Annotated in this window: 14 protein-coding genes; all 14 read right to left on the bottom strand. The window is 64.5% G+C overall.

The features are described from left to right. Positions 1-38: 38 nt before the first annotated feature. Genes ftsA through mraZ form a run of 14 tightly spaced genes read right to left on the bottom strand, consistent with a single transcriptional unit; the run spans position 39 to position 15,578 of the window. The gene (gene ftsA / locus E2H86_RS16940) at positions 39-1,295 is read right to left on the bottom strand and encodes a cell division protein FtsA (RefSeq protein WP_133329860.1); all 1,257 of its coding nucleotides are present in this window, start codon (positions 1,293-1,295) and stop codon (positions 39-41) included. 14 nt (positions 1,296-1,309) lie between these two features. After that, positions 1,310-2,179, bottom strand: a complete 870-nt coding sequence (locus E2H86_RS16935; RefSeq protein ID WP_133329858.1) for a cell division protein FtsQ/DivIB — start codon at positions 2,177-2,179, stop codon at positions 1,310-1,312. Between the two features lie 5 nt (positions 2,180-2,184). Further along, on the bottom strand, positions 2,185-3,141 hold the full coding sequence (locus E2H86_RS16930) for a D-alanine--D-alanine ligase (RefSeq protein ID WP_133329856.1): 957 nt from the start codon (positions 3,139-3,141) through the stop codon (positions 2,185-2,187). Further along, positions 3,138-4,586: a UDP-N-acetylmuramate--L-alanine ligase gene (gene murC / locus E2H86_RS16925; protein ID WP_133329854.1), complete on the bottom strand. Its 1,449-nt coding sequence runs from the start codon at positions 4,584-4,586 to the stop codon at positions 3,138-3,140. Before murC ends, E2H86_RS16930 begins: the two co-directional genes overlap by 4 nt. Continuing rightward, positions 4,579-5,658 (bottom strand): undecaprenyldiphospho-muramoylpentapeptide beta-N-acetylglucosaminyltransferase, encoded by a 1,080-nt coding sequence (gene murG / locus E2H86_RS16920; protein ID WP_133329852.1) that lies wholly within the window; start codon positions 5,656-5,658, stop codon positions 4,579-4,581. The genes murC and murG overlap by 8 nt, the downstream gene beginning before the upstream one ends. Beyond that, on the bottom strand, positions 5,648-6,862 hold the full coding sequence (gene ftsW, locus E2H86_RS16915; protein WP_133329850.1) for a putative lipid II flippase FtsW: 1,215 nt from the start codon (positions 6,860-6,862) through the stop codon (positions 5,648-5,650). The genes murG and ftsW overlap by 11 nt, the downstream gene beginning before the upstream one ends. Continuing rightward, the gene (gene murD, locus E2H86_RS16910) at positions 6,859-8,205 is read right to left on the bottom strand and encodes a UDP-N-acetylmuramoyl-L-alanine--D-glutamate ligase (protein ID WP_133329848.1); all 1,347 of its coding nucleotides are present in this window, start codon (positions 8,203-8,205) and stop codon (positions 6,859-6,861) included. Before murD ends, ftsW begins: the two co-directional genes overlap by 4 nt. A gap of 6 nt (positions 8,206-8,211) precedes the next feature. After that, on the bottom strand, positions 8,212-9,294 hold the full coding sequence (mraY, locus tag E2H86_RS16905) for a phospho-N-acetylmuramoyl-pentapeptide-transferase (RefSeq protein ID WP_133329847.1): 1,083 nt from the start codon (positions 9,292-9,294) through the stop codon (positions 8,212-8,214). Further along, a complete protein-coding gene (locus tag E2H86_RS16900) occupies positions 9,294-10,661 on the bottom strand; it encodes a UDP-N-acetylmuramoyl-tripeptide--D-alanyl-D-alanine ligase (RefSeq protein WP_133329845.1) in 1,368 nt (455 codons plus the stop codon). Before E2H86_RS16900 ends, mraY begins: the two co-directional genes overlap by 1 nt. Then, entirely contained in the window at positions 10,654-12,141 is a 1,488-nt protein-coding gene (locus E2H86_RS16895) for a UDP-N-acetylmuramoyl-L-alanyl-D-glutamate--2,6-diaminopimelate ligase (protein WP_133330020.1), read from the bottom strand. The genes E2H86_RS16900 and E2H86_RS16895 overlap by 8 nt, the downstream gene beginning before the upstream one ends. Continuing rightward, positions 12,141-13,889, bottom strand: a complete 1,749-nt coding sequence (locus E2H86_RS16890; RefSeq protein ID WP_165976084.1) for a peptidoglycan D,D-transpeptidase FtsI family protein — start codon at positions 13,887-13,889, stop codon at positions 12,141-12,143. The genes E2H86_RS16895 and E2H86_RS16890 overlap by 1 nt, the downstream gene beginning before the upstream one ends. Then, positions 13,889-14,182, bottom strand: coding sequence for a cell division protein FtsL (gene ftsL / locus E2H86_RS16885; protein ID WP_133329841.1), 294 nt, complete (start codon positions 14,180-14,182; stop codon positions 13,889-13,891). The genes E2H86_RS16890 and ftsL overlap by 1 nt, the downstream gene beginning before the upstream one ends. Beyond that, positions 14,179-15,126, bottom strand: a complete 948-nt coding sequence (gene rsmH, locus E2H86_RS16880; RefSeq protein WP_133329839.1) for a 16S rRNA (cytosine(1402)-N(4))-methyltransferase RsmH — start codon at positions 15,124-15,126, stop codon at positions 14,179-14,181. Before rsmH ends, ftsL begins: the two co-directional genes overlap by 4 nt. Beyond that, positions 15,123-15,578: a division/cell wall cluster transcriptional repressor MraZ gene (gene mraZ / locus E2H86_RS16875; RefSeq protein WP_133329837.1), complete on the bottom strand. Its 456-nt coding sequence runs from the start codon at positions 15,576-15,578 to the stop codon at positions 15,123-15,125. The genes rsmH and mraZ overlap by 4 nt, the downstream gene beginning before the upstream one ends. Positions 15,579-15,690: the final 112 nt, after the last annotated feature.

Here is a 15,690-nt window from a genome sequence, read left to right as displayed (position 1 = left end):
TTCTCTAGTTGTCGCGCCTACCACTACTGCTTTGAAACTTAGAAGTTGCCCTGGACCCACCGCTTGAATCGCTCAAGCACTGGGGCCTTCGGTTCCTCGCCATAGCTGTTGTTGCTGCTGTTGCCGGTCAGGGGCAGGTCCTCGGACTGCTTTTGCAGCCCGTAGGTGAGCAGGCCCACGCCGGTGGAATAAATCGGGTTGCGTACCACGTCGCTCAGGCCCCGAACGCTGTGCGGCACGCCAAGGCGCACCGGCATGTGGAAGATTTCCTCGGCCAGTTCCACGGCCCCTTCCATCTTCGCGGTGCCGCCGGTAAGGACGATGCCGGCCGGCACCAGGTCCTCATAGCCGCTGCGGCGCAGCTCGGCCTGGATCAGGGTGAACAGCTCGTCGTAACGTGGCTCCACCACCTCGGCCAAGGCCTGGCGCGACAATTCGCGCGGTGGACGGTCGCCCACGCTCGGCACCTTGATGGTCTCGCCGGCACCGGCCAGCTTGGCCAGGGCGCAGGCATAGCGGATCTTGATTTCCTCGGCGTACTGGGTCGGCGTACGCAAGGCCATGGCGATATCGTTGGTGACCTGGTCGCCGGCGATCGGGATCACCGCGGTGTGACGGATCGCGCCCTCGGTGAAGATCGCGATGTCGGTGGTGCCACCGCCGATATCCACCAGGCAAACGCCCAGTTCCTTTTCGTCGTCGGTCAGCACCGAGTACGCCGAAGCGAGCTGCTCGAGGATGATGTCGTCGATTTCCAGGCCGCAGCGACGCACGCATTTCTCGATGTTCTGCGCCGCGTTGACCGCGCAGGTGACCACGTGAACCTTGGCTTCCAGGCGCACGCCCGACATGCCCAGCGGTTCGCGCACACCCTCCTGATTGTCGATCACGTAGTCCTGCGGCAGGGTGTGCAGCACGCGCTGATCGGCGGGAATGGCCACCGCCTGGGCGGCGTCGAGCACGCGCTCGAGGTCGGCGAGACTGACTTCACGGTCGCGGATGGCGACGATGCCGTGGGAGTTGAGGCTGCGGATATGGTTGCCGGCCACGCCGACGAACGCCGAGTGGATACGGCAGCCGGCCATCAGCTGGGCTTCTTCGACGGCACGCTGGATCGACTGCACGGTCGATTCGATGTTCACCACCACGCCCTTCTTCAGGCCGCGGGATGGATGGGTGCCGATCCCGACGATCTCCAGGGTACCGTCTTCGCCGACTTCACCCACCAGCGCCACCACCTTGGAGGTGCCAATGTCCAGCCCGACGATCATTTTTCCGCTATGCGCGTTTGCCATGGTCCTGCCTCTCTCTAATTCTTCGCAACGGCGGGTTGGGCCGTCGTCGGTGCAATCGGTTCCCGCCAACCAACGGCAAGTCCGTTGGCGTATCGCAGATCAATGCGGGCGATGTTGGTGATCTGCTCTTTGAGCGTCTTGTCGTAAATGGCAATGAAACGGCGCAATTTCTCCACCAGATGGTCGCGCCCCAGCAGCAACTCGATGCCCGGCCCGGCGCTGCCAGCACCGGTGGTCAGGAACCAGCTGCCTCGCTCGCGCAGCTCCAGGCGAGCGATGGAAAAGCCCAAGGGGCGCAGCATCTGGCTCAATACCTGATACTGCTGCATGACTTGCTGCTGAGCACGCTGCGGGCCGAACAGTTGCGGCAGATGCTCGTAGTTGGCCAGCTCGCGCGGGGTGAACGCCTGGCCCTGGTTGTTGAGCAAGGCTTCGTCGCCCCAGCGCGCCACCGGCAGCTGCTCTTCCAGACGCACCACCACTTCGTCCGGCCATACCCGGCGCACTTCGGCGTGGGCGATCCAGGGCATCTGTTCCAGCTCGGTACGCATGGCAGTGAGGTCGACGCTGAAGAAGCTGGCTGCGACGTACGGCGCGATTCGCTGCTGCACCGCCTGCTGGCTGATGTAGCTGAGGTCGCCCTGGACGGCGATCTTGGTGATCGGGCGGTCGGCGTATGGCATCAGGCGGATGGCGCCTTCGTAGGCACCGAAGCCTGCGGCGACCAGCAACACCGGCCATAGCAAACGCTTGAGGCCACCCAGGCTTGGCTTGGGCAGGCGCGACGACATCGGCTCATCGGCCACCAATCGGCTGGCGCCACGAGGCACCGGCTTGCTGCGGCCGGTGGCAGGTTGCTGATGACGTAACATCGCGCCTTGCATGGCTGTTAACCTCGCGTCTCGACGCTGTCGGCCAGGATCGCCAGCACCAGTTGCTGGAAGTCCAAGCCGGCCGCGCGGGCCGCCATGGGCACCAGGCTATGATCGGTCATGCCAGGTGCGGTATTGACTTCGAGCAGCCAGAACCGGCCCTGCTCGTCCTGCATCACGTCCAACCGGCCCCAGCCCTCGATGCCGATGGCATCGCAGGCGCGCGCGGTCAGGTCGATGAGCTCTTGCTCCTTGGCACTGTCCAGTCCGCAGGGAATGCGGTACTGAGTGTCATTGGCGATGTACTTGGCGTCGTAGTCGTAGAACACGTGTGGGGTGCCCAGGGCGATCGGCGGCAACACTTGGCCACGCAGTACCGCGATGGTGAACTCCGGGCCGTGAATCCATTGCTCGACCAGGACTTGCGAGTCGTAACGGGCGGCATCCCGCCAGGCAGCGACCAGCTCTTCCACGCTGTTCACCTTGGCCATGCCGATGCTGGAACCTTCATGGGCAGGTTTGACGATCAACGGGAAGCCCAGTTCCGTGCCGGCTGCAACGCAATCGTGCTCGCTGGCCAGCACTGCATGACGCGGGGTCGGAATGCCCAGGCTCTGCCACACCTGCTTGGTGCGCAACTTGTCCATGGCCAGGGCCGAGGCGAGGATGCCGCTGCCGGTGTAGGGAATCCCCAGGCATTCGAGCAGGCCTTGCATGCTGCCATCTTCACCGCCACGGCCGTGAAGGATGATGAAGGCACGGTCGATGCGCTCGTTCTGCAGGCGCACGAGCAGGTCGTCGCCGACGTCGATGGCGACCACGTCGACACCGGCGTCGGTGAGTGCCGCGATCACGGCGGCCCCGGACTTCAGCGAGACTTCACGCTCGGCACTCTTGCCACCGTAGAGCACGGCGACGCGGCCGAACGCCTTGGCATCCAGGGTCGTGTGCAGCTTGTCGTAGGCGCTGGTCATTTCGACTTCTCCTGCTTGGCGCCAGCGAACAGCGGGCTTTTCATCAGTTGCGGGGCCAGGCCGCCGACATCACCGGCACCCTGGCACAGCAGGATGTCGCCGGCACGCAGCAGCGGCTTGACCAGTGGCGCCAGCTCGGCGCCACGTTCGATGTAGATCGGGTCCAGCTTGCCGCGCTGGCGGATGCTGTGGCACAGCTGACGGCTGTCGGCGCCGGGGATCGGCTCCTCGCCGGCCGGGTAGACCTCCATCAGCAGCAGCACGTTGGCATCGCCCAGCACCTGGACGAAATCGTCGTACAGGTCGCGGGTGCGGCTGTAGCGGTGCGGCTGGTAGACGATCACCAGGCGCCGGCTCGGCCAGCCGCCACGCACGGCCTTGATCACCGCGGCGACCTCGGTCGGGTGGTGGCCGTAGTCGTCGACCAGCATCACGCTGCCACCTTCGACCGGCAGTTCGCCGTAGACCTGGAAGCGTCGGCCCACGCCCTGGAAGCCGGACAGGCCCTGGACGATGGCCTCGTCGCTGATGCCTTCGTCAGTGGCGATGGCGATGGTGGCCAAGGCATTGAGCACGTTGTGGTTGCCCGGCATGTTCACCGACACCTCGAGCGGCTCGCAGTCGCGGCGCAGCACGGTGAAATGGGTCTGCATGCCCTGCTGGCGCACGTTGATGGCGCGCACATCGGCCTCTTCGCTGAAACCGTAGGTGACGGTCGGACGCTTGACCTGGGGCAGGATCTCGCGCACCACCGGGTCGTCCAGACACATCACCGCCAGGCCGTAGAACGGCAGGTTGTGCAGGAACTCGACGAAGGTCTTCTTCAGCTTGTTGAAGTCACCTTCGTAGGTGGCCATGTGGTCGGCGTCGATGTTGGTGACCACGGCGACCATGGGCTGCAAGTGCAGGAAGCTGGCGTCGCTCTCGTCGGCTTCGGCGATCAGGTAGCGGCTGGTGCCGAGCTGGGCGTTGGTGCCGGCAGCGGTCAGGCGGCCACCGATGACGAAGGTCGGGTCCAGGCCACCGGCGGCGAATACCGAGGCCAGCAGGCTGGTGGTGGTGGTCTTGCCGTGGGTACCAGCCACGGCCACGCCGTGGCGATAGCGCATCAGCTCGGCGAGCATCTCGGCACGCGGCACGACCGGGATCCGACGTTCAAGTGCTGTGGCCACTTCCGGGTTGGCCGGGTTGATCGCGCTGGAAACCACCAGCACATCGGCATTGGCGGCATTCTCGGCGCGATGGCCGACGAAGATCTCGGCACCGAACGACTCCAGGCGCTCGGTGACCGGCGACACCTTGAGGTCGGAGCCGGACACTTCATAACCCAGGTTCAGCAGTACTTCGGCAATACCGCACATGCCCACGCCGCCGATACCGACGAAGTGGATACGACGGATACGGCCCATCTTCGGTTGAGGCATGGCTTTCTGGCTTTCAACCATGGGCCACCTCCAGGCAGATGTCGACCACGGTGCTGGTTGCTGCAGGTTTGGCCAGGCGCCGTGCGGTGCCGGCCATGGTGTGGAGTTTCTCGGGTTGCATCAGCACCTCGTTCAGGCGTTCAGCGAGCTGCGCTGCGCCAGTCGTAGCTTGTGGCATCAGGAAGGCGGCGCCCTCCCGAGCCAGGTATTGGGCATTGTGGGTCTGGTGATCGTCGATCGCGTGGGGCAAGGGCACCAGCATCGAGGGCAGGCCTGCCGCCGCCAGTTCGCTGACGGTCAGCGCACCGGCCCGGCAGACCACCATGTCGGCCCAGGCATAGGCCTGCGCCATGTCCGTGATGAATGGCTCGACCTGAGCCTCGACCCCCGCCTCGCGATAACGCTCGGCAGTGACCGCCGCGTGCTGCTTGCCGGCCTGATGGAAGACCATCGGTCGCAAGCTTTCCGGCACTTCGGACAGGGCCTTAGGCAACAATTTATTCAATGGTTCCGCGCCAAGGCTGCCACCGAGTACCAGCAGTCGCGCAGGCCGTTGACCAAGGGACTCTCGGGGCGTCTCGAGGAACAGTTCCGCGCGCACCGGATTGCCGGTGGTACGCAGCTTGTCGGTGCCCTGGAAGGTGCCGGGGAAGGCTTCGCAGACACGCGCCGACAATGGCACCAGCAAACGGTTGGCAGTACCCGCGCGGGCGTTCTGCTCATGGATGACCAGCGGCACACCACACAGGCGCGCGGCGACACCGCCGGGGCCGGTGACATAACCGCCGAAGCCCAGTACGCAGACCGGCTTGAGCTCACGGATGATGCGCCGCGCCTGCAGCACCGCTTTGACCAGGGTGAAAGGTGCCTTGAGCAACGACAGCTTGCCCTTGCCACGCAGGCCGCTGACCTGGATCAGGTGCAATGGCAAGCCTGCCTGAGGCACCAGCTCGTTCTCGATACCCCGCGGGGTGCCCAACCAATGCACGGCGTAACCCCGGGACTGGAACTCGCGGGCGCAAGCCAGGGCCGGGAACACGTGTCCACCGGTGCCACCGGCCATGATCAGTACGTTTTTGCCATCAGCGGCCATGACTGGTCTCCTCGGCAAAATCGCTCTCGTCGAACTCGTGCTCCTCGCTGCCCAGGTGCGTACGGCTCTCCCATTCGATGCGCAACAACAAGCCCACGCAGGCGCAGCAGATCACCAGCGAACTGCCGCCATAGCTGAGGAACGGCAAAGTCAGGCCCTTGGTCGGCAGCAGGCCGACGTTCACCCCGATGTTGATCAGGAACTGGCCGATCCACAGGAAGGCCAGGCCGAAGGCCATGTAGGCGGCGAAGAATTGCTTGGCCTTCTCGGCCCACAGCCCGATGTACAGTGCGCGCACGGTGACGAAAACGAACAGCGCGATGGTCACCAGCGAGCCGACCACGCCCAGCTCCTCGGCCAGCACCGAGAACACGAAGTCGGTGTGCGCCTCGGGCAGATAGAACTGCTTCTGCACGCTGTTGCCCAGGCCCACCCCGAGCCACTCGCCACGACCGAAGGCGATCAGCGCCTGGGTCAACTGGTAGCCGGAGCCGAACTGGTCGGACCAGGGGTCGGTGAAGGTGATCAGACGCGCCATCCGGTACGGCTGCGCCTGGACCAGAATGAACACCGCCACCACCGCCAGCACCACCATCAGGCTGAAGCGGAACAGCCCCACCCCGCCGAGGAACAGCATGGCCGCGGCTGCGCCCATCATCACCACGGTGGCGCCGAAGTCCGGCTCCATCAGCAGCAGGCCGGCCATCGGCAGCAGCACGATGAACGGCTTGAAGAAGCCCATCCAGCTCTCGCGCACCTCGGTCTGCCGGCGCACCAGATAGCCGGCGAGATAGATCACCACGAACACCTTGGCGATTTCCGAAGGCTGGACGTTGAAGAAACTGAAACCGATCCAGCGCATCGAGCCGTTGACCTCGCGCCCGATCCCCGGCACCAGCACCAGCACCAGCAGGCCGAAGGCGCCGATCAGCATCATGAAGCCCATGCGTTGCCAAGTGGCGATCGGCACCATCATGGTCGCGCCACAGGCGACCACGCCCAGGGCGACGTACACCAGGTGGCGGAACATGTGGTACAGCGGATTGCCCGATTGCAGGGCGGCCACTTCCGAAGACGCCGAGGTGATCATCACCAGGCCCAGGCCGAGCAGCGCCAAGCATCCGGCCAGGAAGGCGAAGTCCAGGTCGACGCCACGGCCGCTGATCAGCGGCGACGGGTAAGGCTTGAGAATGCCGAAGATCATGCCAACCCCTCCGCCGCCTGGGCGAACAGGCGCCCACGCTCTTCGAAGTTCTTGAACATGTCGAGACTGGCACAGGCTGGCGACAGCAGCACGGCATCGCCCTGTTGGGCCAGTTCGGCGCATTTGTGCACGGCCTCATCGAGGGTCTTGACCCGCACCAGTGGCACATCGTCACCCAAGGCATCAGCCAAGCGCTCGGCATCGCGACCGAGCAGCACCACGGCGCGGCAGAAACGCCTGACCGGTTCACGCAGGGCAGCGAAGTCGGCGCCCTTGCCATCGCCACCGGCGATCAGCACCAGCTTGCCTTCGATATCCGCACCCAGGCCTTCGATGGCGGCCAGCGCCGCACCGACGTTGGTGGCCTTGGAGTCGTCGTACCAGTTGACCCCGTCGCGCTCACGCACCCACTGACAGCGGTGAGCAAGGCCGGCAAATTCGCGCAGGGCCTGCAGCATCGGCTCAAACGGCAGCCCGACGGCATGCCCCAGGGCCAGTGCGGCCAGGGCATTGCTGTGGTTGTGCGCGCCACGGACCTTGAGCTCGCGAACCGGCATCAGGTTGCTGAACTCGTAGGCCAGGTATTTCTCGCCATCGACCTCACGCAGGCCGAACGCCTTGAAGTCGGGCTGGTTGAGACCGAAGGTCCAGCAAGGGCGACCCTCGACCGGCAGTGGCCGGCTCAGTGCGTCCTGGCGGTTGACCACCACCTGCCGCGCGCCGCGGAAGATCCGGTGCTTGGCCAGGTGATAGGCCGGCAGGCCACTGTAGCGGTCCATGTGGTCCTCGCTGATGTTCAGCACGGTGGCCACTTCGGCGTTGAGCTGATCGGTGGTTTCCAGCTGGAAGCTCGACAGCTCCAGGACATACAGTTCGACGTCGTCATCGAGCAGGTCCAGGGCCGGCGTGCCGAGATTGCCGCCAACGGCGACGCGCTTGCCGGCCTTGGCGGCCATCTCGCCGACCAGGGTGGTCACGGTGCTTTTCGCGTTGGAGCCGCTGATCGCGACGATCGGCGCCTTGGCATGCCGGGCGAACAACTCGATATCGCCCGACAGCACCACGCCGCGGGCAGCCGCCTGTTGCAGCGCCGGGGTGGCCAGGGCCAGGCCGGGGCTCACGTAGAGCTCGTTGGCGCGGCACAGGAAGTCGACATCCAGTTCGCCACAGCGTACTTCCACCTGCGGGTAATCACGGCGCAGGGTTTCCAGTTCCGGCGGTTGCTCGCGGGTGTCGGCGACCGCAAAGGCAATGCCCCGGTTCGCCAGGAAGCGAACCAAGGACATGCCGCTCTTGCCGAGGCCGACAACGATGCGGAATTGGTCGGAAGCGATCAGTGACACGCTCGTCTACCTCAGTTTCAGGGTTGCAAGGCCGACCAGCACCAGAATCACGGTGATGATCCAGAATCGGACGATCACCCGCGGCTCAGGCCAGCCCTTGAGTTCAAAATGGTGATGGATCGGCGCCATGCGGAAAACGCGCTTGCCGGTGAGCTTGAACGAGGCCACCTGGATCACCACCGACAGGGTTTCCATGACGAATACCCCGCCCATGATGAACAGCACGATTTCCTGGCGCACGATCACGGCGATGGTGCCCAGCGCGGCGCCGAGGGCCAGGGCGCCGACGTCGCCCATGAACACCTGGGCCGGATAGGTGTTGAACCACAGGAAGCCCAGGCCGGCGCCGATCAGCGCGCCGCAGAACACGATCAGCTCACCCGAGCCCGGTACGTACGGGATCAATAGGTACTCGGCGAATTTCACGTTGCCCGACAGGTAGCAGAAGATGCCCAGGGCACCACCCACCATCACCGTCGGCATGATCGCCAGGCCGTCGAGGCCATCGGTCAGGTTGACCGCGTTGCTCGAGCCGACGATGACGAAATAGGTCAGCACCACGAAGCCGATACCCAGCGGAATGGTGACGTCCTTGAGAAACGGTACGATCAACGTGGTTTCGACGCTGGTTGGCGCGGTCATGTACAGGAACACGGCAGCGCCCAGACCGAACACCGACTGCCAGAAGTACTTCCAGCGGCTCGGCAAGCCACGCGAGTTCTTTTCGATCACCTTGCGGTAGTCGTCGACCCAGCCGATGGCCCCGAACAACAGGGTGACGATCAGCACGACCCATACGTAGCGGTTGGTCAGGTCGGCCCACAGCAAGGTGCTGATGGCGATGGCGGACAGGATCAGCGCGCCACCCATGGTCGGGGTGCCGGACTTGGACAGGTGCGATTGCGGGCCGTCGTTACGAACGGCCTGACCGATCTGGCGGATCTGCAGGGTGCGAATCATCCACGGCCCCAGCCACAGCGCCAGGGACAACGCCGTCAGTACACCCAGGATGCCGCGCAGGGACAGGTACTGAAAGACCGCGAAGCCTTTATGGAACTGTTGCAGATACTCGGCCAACAGCAGCAGCATTAATGTTTCTCCCCGCTGGCACCGCACAGTGCGGCCACGACGTTTTCCATCGCAGCGCTGCGCGAGCCCTTGATCAAGATTGTGGTTTCGCTGGCAGTCTCGGCCAGAACGGCGTCGATCAGTTCAGCTTGAGTAGCGAAATGGCGCCCATTGGCGCCGAACGCCTGGACCGCGTGAATCATGTTGGTACCGACCGCATACAGAGCATCGACCTTGCCACGGGCATAGTCGCCCACCTGCCGATGACCCTCTTCGGCCCATTGTCCGAGCTCGCCGATATCGCCGAGCACCAGAACGGTGCGCCCGGAAAAGCCGGCGAGTATATCAATGGCCGCGCACATCGAGGTGGGATTTGCGTTGTAGCTGTCGTCGATCACCCGTACGCCGTTCGGCGCGATCTGCGCCACGCTCCGGCCCTTGACCGGCTGCACGGCGCTCAGGCCTGCGGCGATGCCGTTGAGAGTCAGACCAATGGCATGCGCGGCGGCGGCAGCGGCCAGGGCATTGCTGACGTTGTGGGTGCCGAGCAGGTTCAACTGCACGGCGACACTGCCATCGGGCCCATGCAGGGTGAACGAGGGGCAGCCACGGGCATCACGGCCGATATCGCTGGCATGGAAATCGGCTTGTGGGTTGTCCAGGGCGAAGCTCAGCACACGATGGCCGCCGGCACGCTTGCGCCAGATATCGAAGGCTTTGTCGGCCAGGTTGAGGATGGCCGTACCACCGTCGCTCAGGCCTTCGAGGATTTCACCCTTGGCCTCGACGATTTTCTCGGGGCCGCCGAACTCACCGACGTGGGCAGTTCCGGCATTGTTGATGACGACCACCTGCGGCTGGGTCAGGCCCACCGTATAGCGAATCTCGCCAATGCGCGAGGCGCCCAACTCGATCACCGCTGCACTGTGCTCCGGAGCGATTTCCAGCAGGGTCAGCGGCGCACCGAGGTCGTTGTTCAGGTTGCCCCGGGTGGCGTGTACCGGACCGCGGGTACGCAGGATACAGGCGAGCATTTCCTTGACCGTGGTCTTTCCGCTGGAGCCGGTGATGGCCACCACCGGCTTGTCGAACCGCGCACGGTTCAGCGCACCGAGCTGGCCCAGGGCCAGGCGGCTGTCGGCGACCACCAGCTGTGGCAGGGAGACGCCGCTGATTTCACGCTCGACCAGTGCCGCCACGGCACCCTTGGCCTGCACATCGGCCAGGTAGTCGTGGCCGTCGAAACGCGGGCCGGCCAGGGCAACGAACAGTTGTCCGGCGCCAACGCTGCGGCTGTCGATACTGACGCCGGTGAAGCGGGCGTCGCTGCCCACCAGACGCGCCTTCAACACGCCGGTCAATTGACTGAGAATCATGGGTTCAAGCATGGGGAGCCTCCCAGGCTGCAAGTGCCTTTTCGGCTTCGATCAGATCGGAGAAGGCATGGCGCTGGCCATGGATCTCCTGGTAGTCCTCATGCCCTTTGCCGGCCAGGACGATGACGTCGTCCGCCGCCGCAGTGGCGATCAGGTGGGCAATGGCTTCGCCACGACCTGCGACGAATTCGACGTTCTCCGGCTTGGCGAAGCCTGGGCGGATGTCGTCGAAGATGCCCAGCGGGTCTTCGGTGCGCGGATTGTCGTCGGTGACCAGCACGCGGTCGGCCAGGCGCTCGGACACCTCGGCCATCAGGGGACGCTTGCCACAGTCACGGTCGCCGCCACAGCCGAACAGGCACAACAAGCGGCCGTGGGCGTGCGGGCGCAGCGCTTCGAGCACCTTCTCGAGGGCATCGGGGGTGTGCGCGTAGTCGACCACCACCAGAGGTTTGTCACCGCCACCCAGGCGCTGCATGCGGCCCACAGGGCCCTGCAGTTGCGGGGTGACCTTGAGGATCTCGTCCAGCGGATATTCCAGCGCCAACAGCGTGGCGACTGCAGCGAGCATGTTGCTCAGATTGAAGCGGCCCAACAGCTGGCTGCGCAGGGTCCGCTCGCCTTGGGCGGTGACCAGTGTCGCGCGTACGCCATCGTCGCTAAACTGCGCTTGGCGGCAGTACAGCGAGGCCTCAGGGTCGTCCAGGCTGTAGCTGAGCAGGCGCGTCTCGACGTGTTCGACACTTGGACGGCGGGCGAAATCGGCGGCCAGTCGGCGGCCGAAATCGTCGTCCAGGTTCACCACCTGACAGCGCAGGTTCGGCCACGCGAACAACTTCGCCTTGGCCGCCTCATAGGCCTGCATGCTGCCATGGTAATCGAGGTGGTCACGTGACAGGTTGGTCATCACCGCGATGTCGAACGCCAGCGCCGCGACACGACCCTGCTCCAGGGCATGGGAAGAGACCTCCATCGCCACAGCCTTGGCACCGGCCTTTTTCAGGTCGTTCAGGGTCGACTGCACGGTGATCGGATCCGGCGTGGTCAGGCGTCCGCTTTGCAGCTCGCCATAGAAACCCGTGCCCAGGGTGCCGATCAGCCCGCAAGGCTTGCCCAGGGCGTCGAGCGCCTGCGCCACCAACTGGGTCACGCTGGTCTTGCCATTGGTGCCGGTGACTCCGACCAGGTCGAGTTGGCGGCTGGGCTCGCCATAGAAACGACCGGCGATATCCGACAGTTGCGCGACCAGACCTTTGACCGGAATCAGCGGCACATCGGTCAGTGGCAGCACAGTGGCACCGTGCTCTTCATAGGCCACAGCGGCAGCCCCCCGCGCCAACGCGTCGGCAATATGCTCGCGGCCGTCGACCTTGGCCCCCGGCACGGCCAGGAACAGATCCCCCGGACGCACCTGGCGGCTGTCGAGGGTGAGCTCACGGATCAACGGGTCGCGGCTGGCGTGGGCGAACAGCTTGCTCAATGGCATCGTCATCATCCACGCCCTCCCTTGGCGGGTACCGTACTGGCTGGCGCCGCGTTGACCTGCTGCTGCTCGCTCGGCGGCGGCAGGTTGTCGGGAGCCACGTTCATCAGGCGCAGGGTGCCCGACATGACCTTGCTGAATACCGGTGCCGATACCAGACCGCCGAAGTAACCGCCTTTTCTCGGCTCGTCGATCACCACGACGATCGCGTAGCGCGGATCGCTCATTGGGCCGAAGCCGGCAAACAGCGAGCGGTAGGCATTCTCGGTGTAACCCTTGGACCCCACGGTGGCTTTACGCGCCGTACCCGACTTGCCGGCCACGTGGTAGAACGGCACCTGGGCGCGATACACACCACGAGGCGCCTCGATCACTTGCTGCAGCATGCCCTGGATGGTCTTGGCGGTATCCTTGGGAATCGCCTGCACCGCCTCCGGCGTCTTGTCGACCTTGAGGATCGACAGCGGCACCATTTTGCCGTCGTTGGCCAGCGCTGCGTAGGCATGCACCAGTTGCAGGGCGGTGACCGACACGCCATAGCCATAGGACAAAGTGGCCGTCTCGGCTTTGCGCCACTCACGGTGGTTGGGCAGGTTGCCCACGCGCTCGCCAGGGAAGCCCAGGCCGGTGTATTGACCCAGCCCCAGCTGCGACATGACCCGATAGATCGCCTCGCCGCCGATATCGAAGGCCACCTTGCTCATGCCGACGTTACTGGAGTTGATCAGAATGCCGGTCAGGTCGAGGATCGGCCCCTCGCTGCGGGAGACGTCCCTGATGGTATAGCGACCGATCTGCAGGCTGCCCGGATAGACTTCGACCTTGTCGGTGGGCTTCCAGCGGCCGCTTTCCAAGGCAGCGCTCATGGAAATCGGCTTGACCGTCGAGCCGGGCTCGAACACGTCGATGATGGCGCGGTTGCGCATCGCCGAGGGGAACATGCTACGGCGGTTGTTCGGGTTGTAGGTCGGCTGGTTGACCATGGCCAGCACTTCGCCAGTCTTGACGTCCATGATCACCAGGCTGCCAGCCTTGGCATCCTGCTCGGCGATGGCGTTGCGCAGTTCGCGGGTAGCCAGGTATTGCAGGCGCAGGTCTATCGACAACGCCAAGGTCTTCCCGGCCTTGGCGTTCTTGGTTACCTGGATGTCCTTGATCAGCCGACCGCGCCGGTCCTTGATGACCTGGCGCTTGCCAGGCACCCCGGCGAGCCATTCGTCATAGGCCAGCTCCACCCCTTCGCGACCGTGGTCGTCCAGGTCGGTGAAGCCGACCATGTGCGCCGTGACATCGCCGGCAGGATAGAAGCGGCGAAACTCTTCAAGACCATAGACACCGGGCACTTTCAGATCGAGCACATGCTGGCCCTGCTCCGGGGTCAGGCCACGGACCAGGTAGATGAATTCCTTGTTCGCCTGTTGGGTCAGGCGATCGGCCAATTGCTGGGGATTCTGCCCAAGTGCGGCGGCCAGTTGCGGCCAGCGCTCCTTCGATGCCTGCATCTCCTTGGGGTTGGCCCACAGGGTGGTGACTGGGGTACTCACCGCCAACGGCTCGCCATTGCGGTCGGTGATCAAGCCACGATGTGCAGGAATGGCAATGTGCCGCAAACTGCGCGCATCGCCCTGGCCCTTCAGGAAGTCGCGATCGACCACCTGCAGGTCGATGATGCGCCAGCAGATAGCACCGACCATCAGCGCCAGCAGGCCGAGGACTACGCGGAAGCGCCAGGGGTAGAGTGCGCCCTCGAGTTTCATCATGGCGCCACCATCCGCACTTCGTCAGCAGCGGGTACCCGCATCTTCAACTGTTCGGTGGCCAGGGTCTCGATCCGACTGGAGGCGGTCCAGGTACTTTGCTCGAGAATCAGCCGCCCCCACTCGGCCTGGGCCTTGTCGCGCTCGTTCAGCTCGCCGTACAGCGTATTGAGCAACTGGCGATTCCAATGCGCGCTATAGGACACCGCGATGGCCGAAATCAGGACAGCGACGAACAGCAGGAGCATCAGGAAGCTCCCGCCCGGCAAAGGCTTGGCGAACAGCCGGCTCACCGAAGCTTCTCCGCCACCCGCATGACGGCGCTGCGCGCCCGCGGATTGGCCTTGAGCTCGGCGTCGGAGGCGAACTGCGCCTTGCCGATGAGGCGGATCTTCGGCTCGAAGGCCTTGTGCTGGACCGGCAGGTTGCGCGGCAGATTATCGGCCTCGCCCTTGACCAGCTTGCGCATGAACAGCTTGACGATGCGATCTTCAAGCGAGTGGAAGCTGATGACCACCAGACGGCCACCCACTTCCAGTGCTTCGAGCGCGGCGTCCAGACCCGCCTCGAGGTCGCCCAGTTCGTTGTTGACGTGGATGCGCAAGCCTTGGAACGCCCGGGTGGCAGGGTTCTTGCCCTTTTCCCAGGCCGGATTGGCGACCTTGAGCACTTCGGCCAGATCGGCGGTACGGGTGAAAGGCTGGGTTTCCCGGCGTTCGACGACGGCCCGGGCCATGCGCCCGGCAAAGCGTTCTTCGCCGTACTCCTTGAACACCCGGGCGATCTCCTCCACCGGCGCCGTGGCGATGAACTCGGCGGCGCTGATGCCCTGATTCGGGTTCATGCGCATGTCCAGCGGGCCGTCATTGAGGAAGCTGAAGCCACGCTCGGGGTCGTCGAGCTGTGGCGAGGACACACCCAGGTCGAGCAGCACACCGCTGACCTTGCCACTAAGGCCGCGCGCGGCGACTTCGTCACCCAGCTCGGCAAAGCTGCGCTGCACAATGACAAAGCGGCCGTCTTCGGCCGCCAGCGCTTGCCCGGTGGCAATCGCTTGAGGATCTTTGTCGAACCCCAGCAGCCGCCCTTGCGGCCCGAGTTTACTGAGGATCAGCCGGCTGTGCCCGCCACGTCCGAAGGTGCCGTCCAGATAGCAACCGTCGGCGCGCAGGGCCAATGCCTCGACAGCTTCGTCGAGCAGGACGGTGATGTGGTTGAAGCCGCTATCTATGGTCACAGGATCAGGTCACGCAAATCGTCGGGCATCGCGCCCGGTTGTTGGATAGCTGCGAGGTCGGCTGCCGAAACCGCGTTCCAGGCTTCCTCATCCCACAGCTGGAATTTGTTCAGTTGCCCCACCAGCATCGCCTTCTTGTCGAGCTTGGCGTACTCGCGCAGACGGGGCGGTACCAGGAAACGGCCACTGCCGTCGAGCTCCAGGTCCACCGCATTGCCGATCAGCAAACGCTGCAGGCGACGGTTTTCCTCACGCAACGACGGCAACGCTCGCAACTTGGCTTCTATCTGTTCCCATTCATCGAGGGGATAAACACATAAGCAGGGGTCAACTGCGTCGATGGTCACGATCAGCTGGCCATTGCAACGCGAATCGAGCTCGTCGCGGTACCGGCTCGGCATGGCGAGACGGCCCTTTGCATCGAGGCTGACGGCGTTGGCTCCGCGGAACACGGCTGCGATTCCTCACAATGGTAGCGTTTTTGTGCCAGAAAACCCACTTCATCCCACTTTCTGCCACTTGCGCACACTATAGGAATCCGTCCGCTGCACCGTCAAGGTACGT

Source organism: Pseudomonas putida (genome assembly GCF_004357765.1).
Taxonomy (GTDB): domain Bacteria; phylum Pseudomonadota; class Gammaproteobacteria; order Pseudomonadales; family Pseudomonadaceae; genus Aquipseudomonas; species Aquipseudomonas putida_U.
The sequence above is the reverse complement of the archived record's forward strand: the minus strand, read 5'-3'. Positions and strand labels throughout refer to the sequence as shown.

Coding starts and splice junctions, on each gene's coding strand:
- ftsA (WP_133329860.1), bottom strand. CDS start 1,295: ATGGCAAACGCGCATAGCGGAAAAATGATCGTCGGGCTGGACATTGGC.
- E2H86_RS16935 (WP_133329858.1), bottom strand. CDS start 2,179: ATGCAAGGCGCGATGTTACGTCATCAGCAACCTGCCACCGGCCGCAGC.
- E2H86_RS16930 (WP_133329856.1), bottom strand. CDS start 3,141: ATGACCAGCGCCTACGACAAGCTGCACACGACCCTGGATGCCAAGGCG.
- murC (WP_133329854.1), bottom strand. CDS start 4,586: ATGGTTGAAAGCCAGAAAGCCATGCCTCAACCGAAGATGGGCCGTATC.
- murG (WP_133329852.1), bottom strand. CDS start 5,658: ATGGCCGCTGATGGCAAAAACGTACTGATCATGGCCGGTGGCACCGGT.
- ftsW (WP_133329850.1), bottom strand. CDS start 6,862: ATGATCTTCGGCATTCTCAAGCCTTACCCGTCGCCGCTGATCAGCGGC.
- mraY (WP_133329847.1), bottom strand. CDS start 9,294: ATGCTGCTGCTGTTGGCCGAGTATCTGCAACAGTTCCATAAAGGCTTC.
- E2H86_RS16900 (WP_133329845.1), bottom strand. CDS start 10,661: ATGCTTGAACCCATGATTCTCAGTCAATTGACCGGCGTGTTGAAGGCG.
- E2H86_RS16895 (WP_133330020.1), bottom strand. CDS start 12,141: ATGACGATGCCATTGAGCAAGCTGTTCGCCCACGCCAGCCGCGACCCG.
- E2H86_RS16890 (WP_165976084.1), bottom strand. CDS start 13,889: ATGAAACTCGAGGGCGCACTCTACCCCTGGCGCTTCCGCGTAGTCCTC.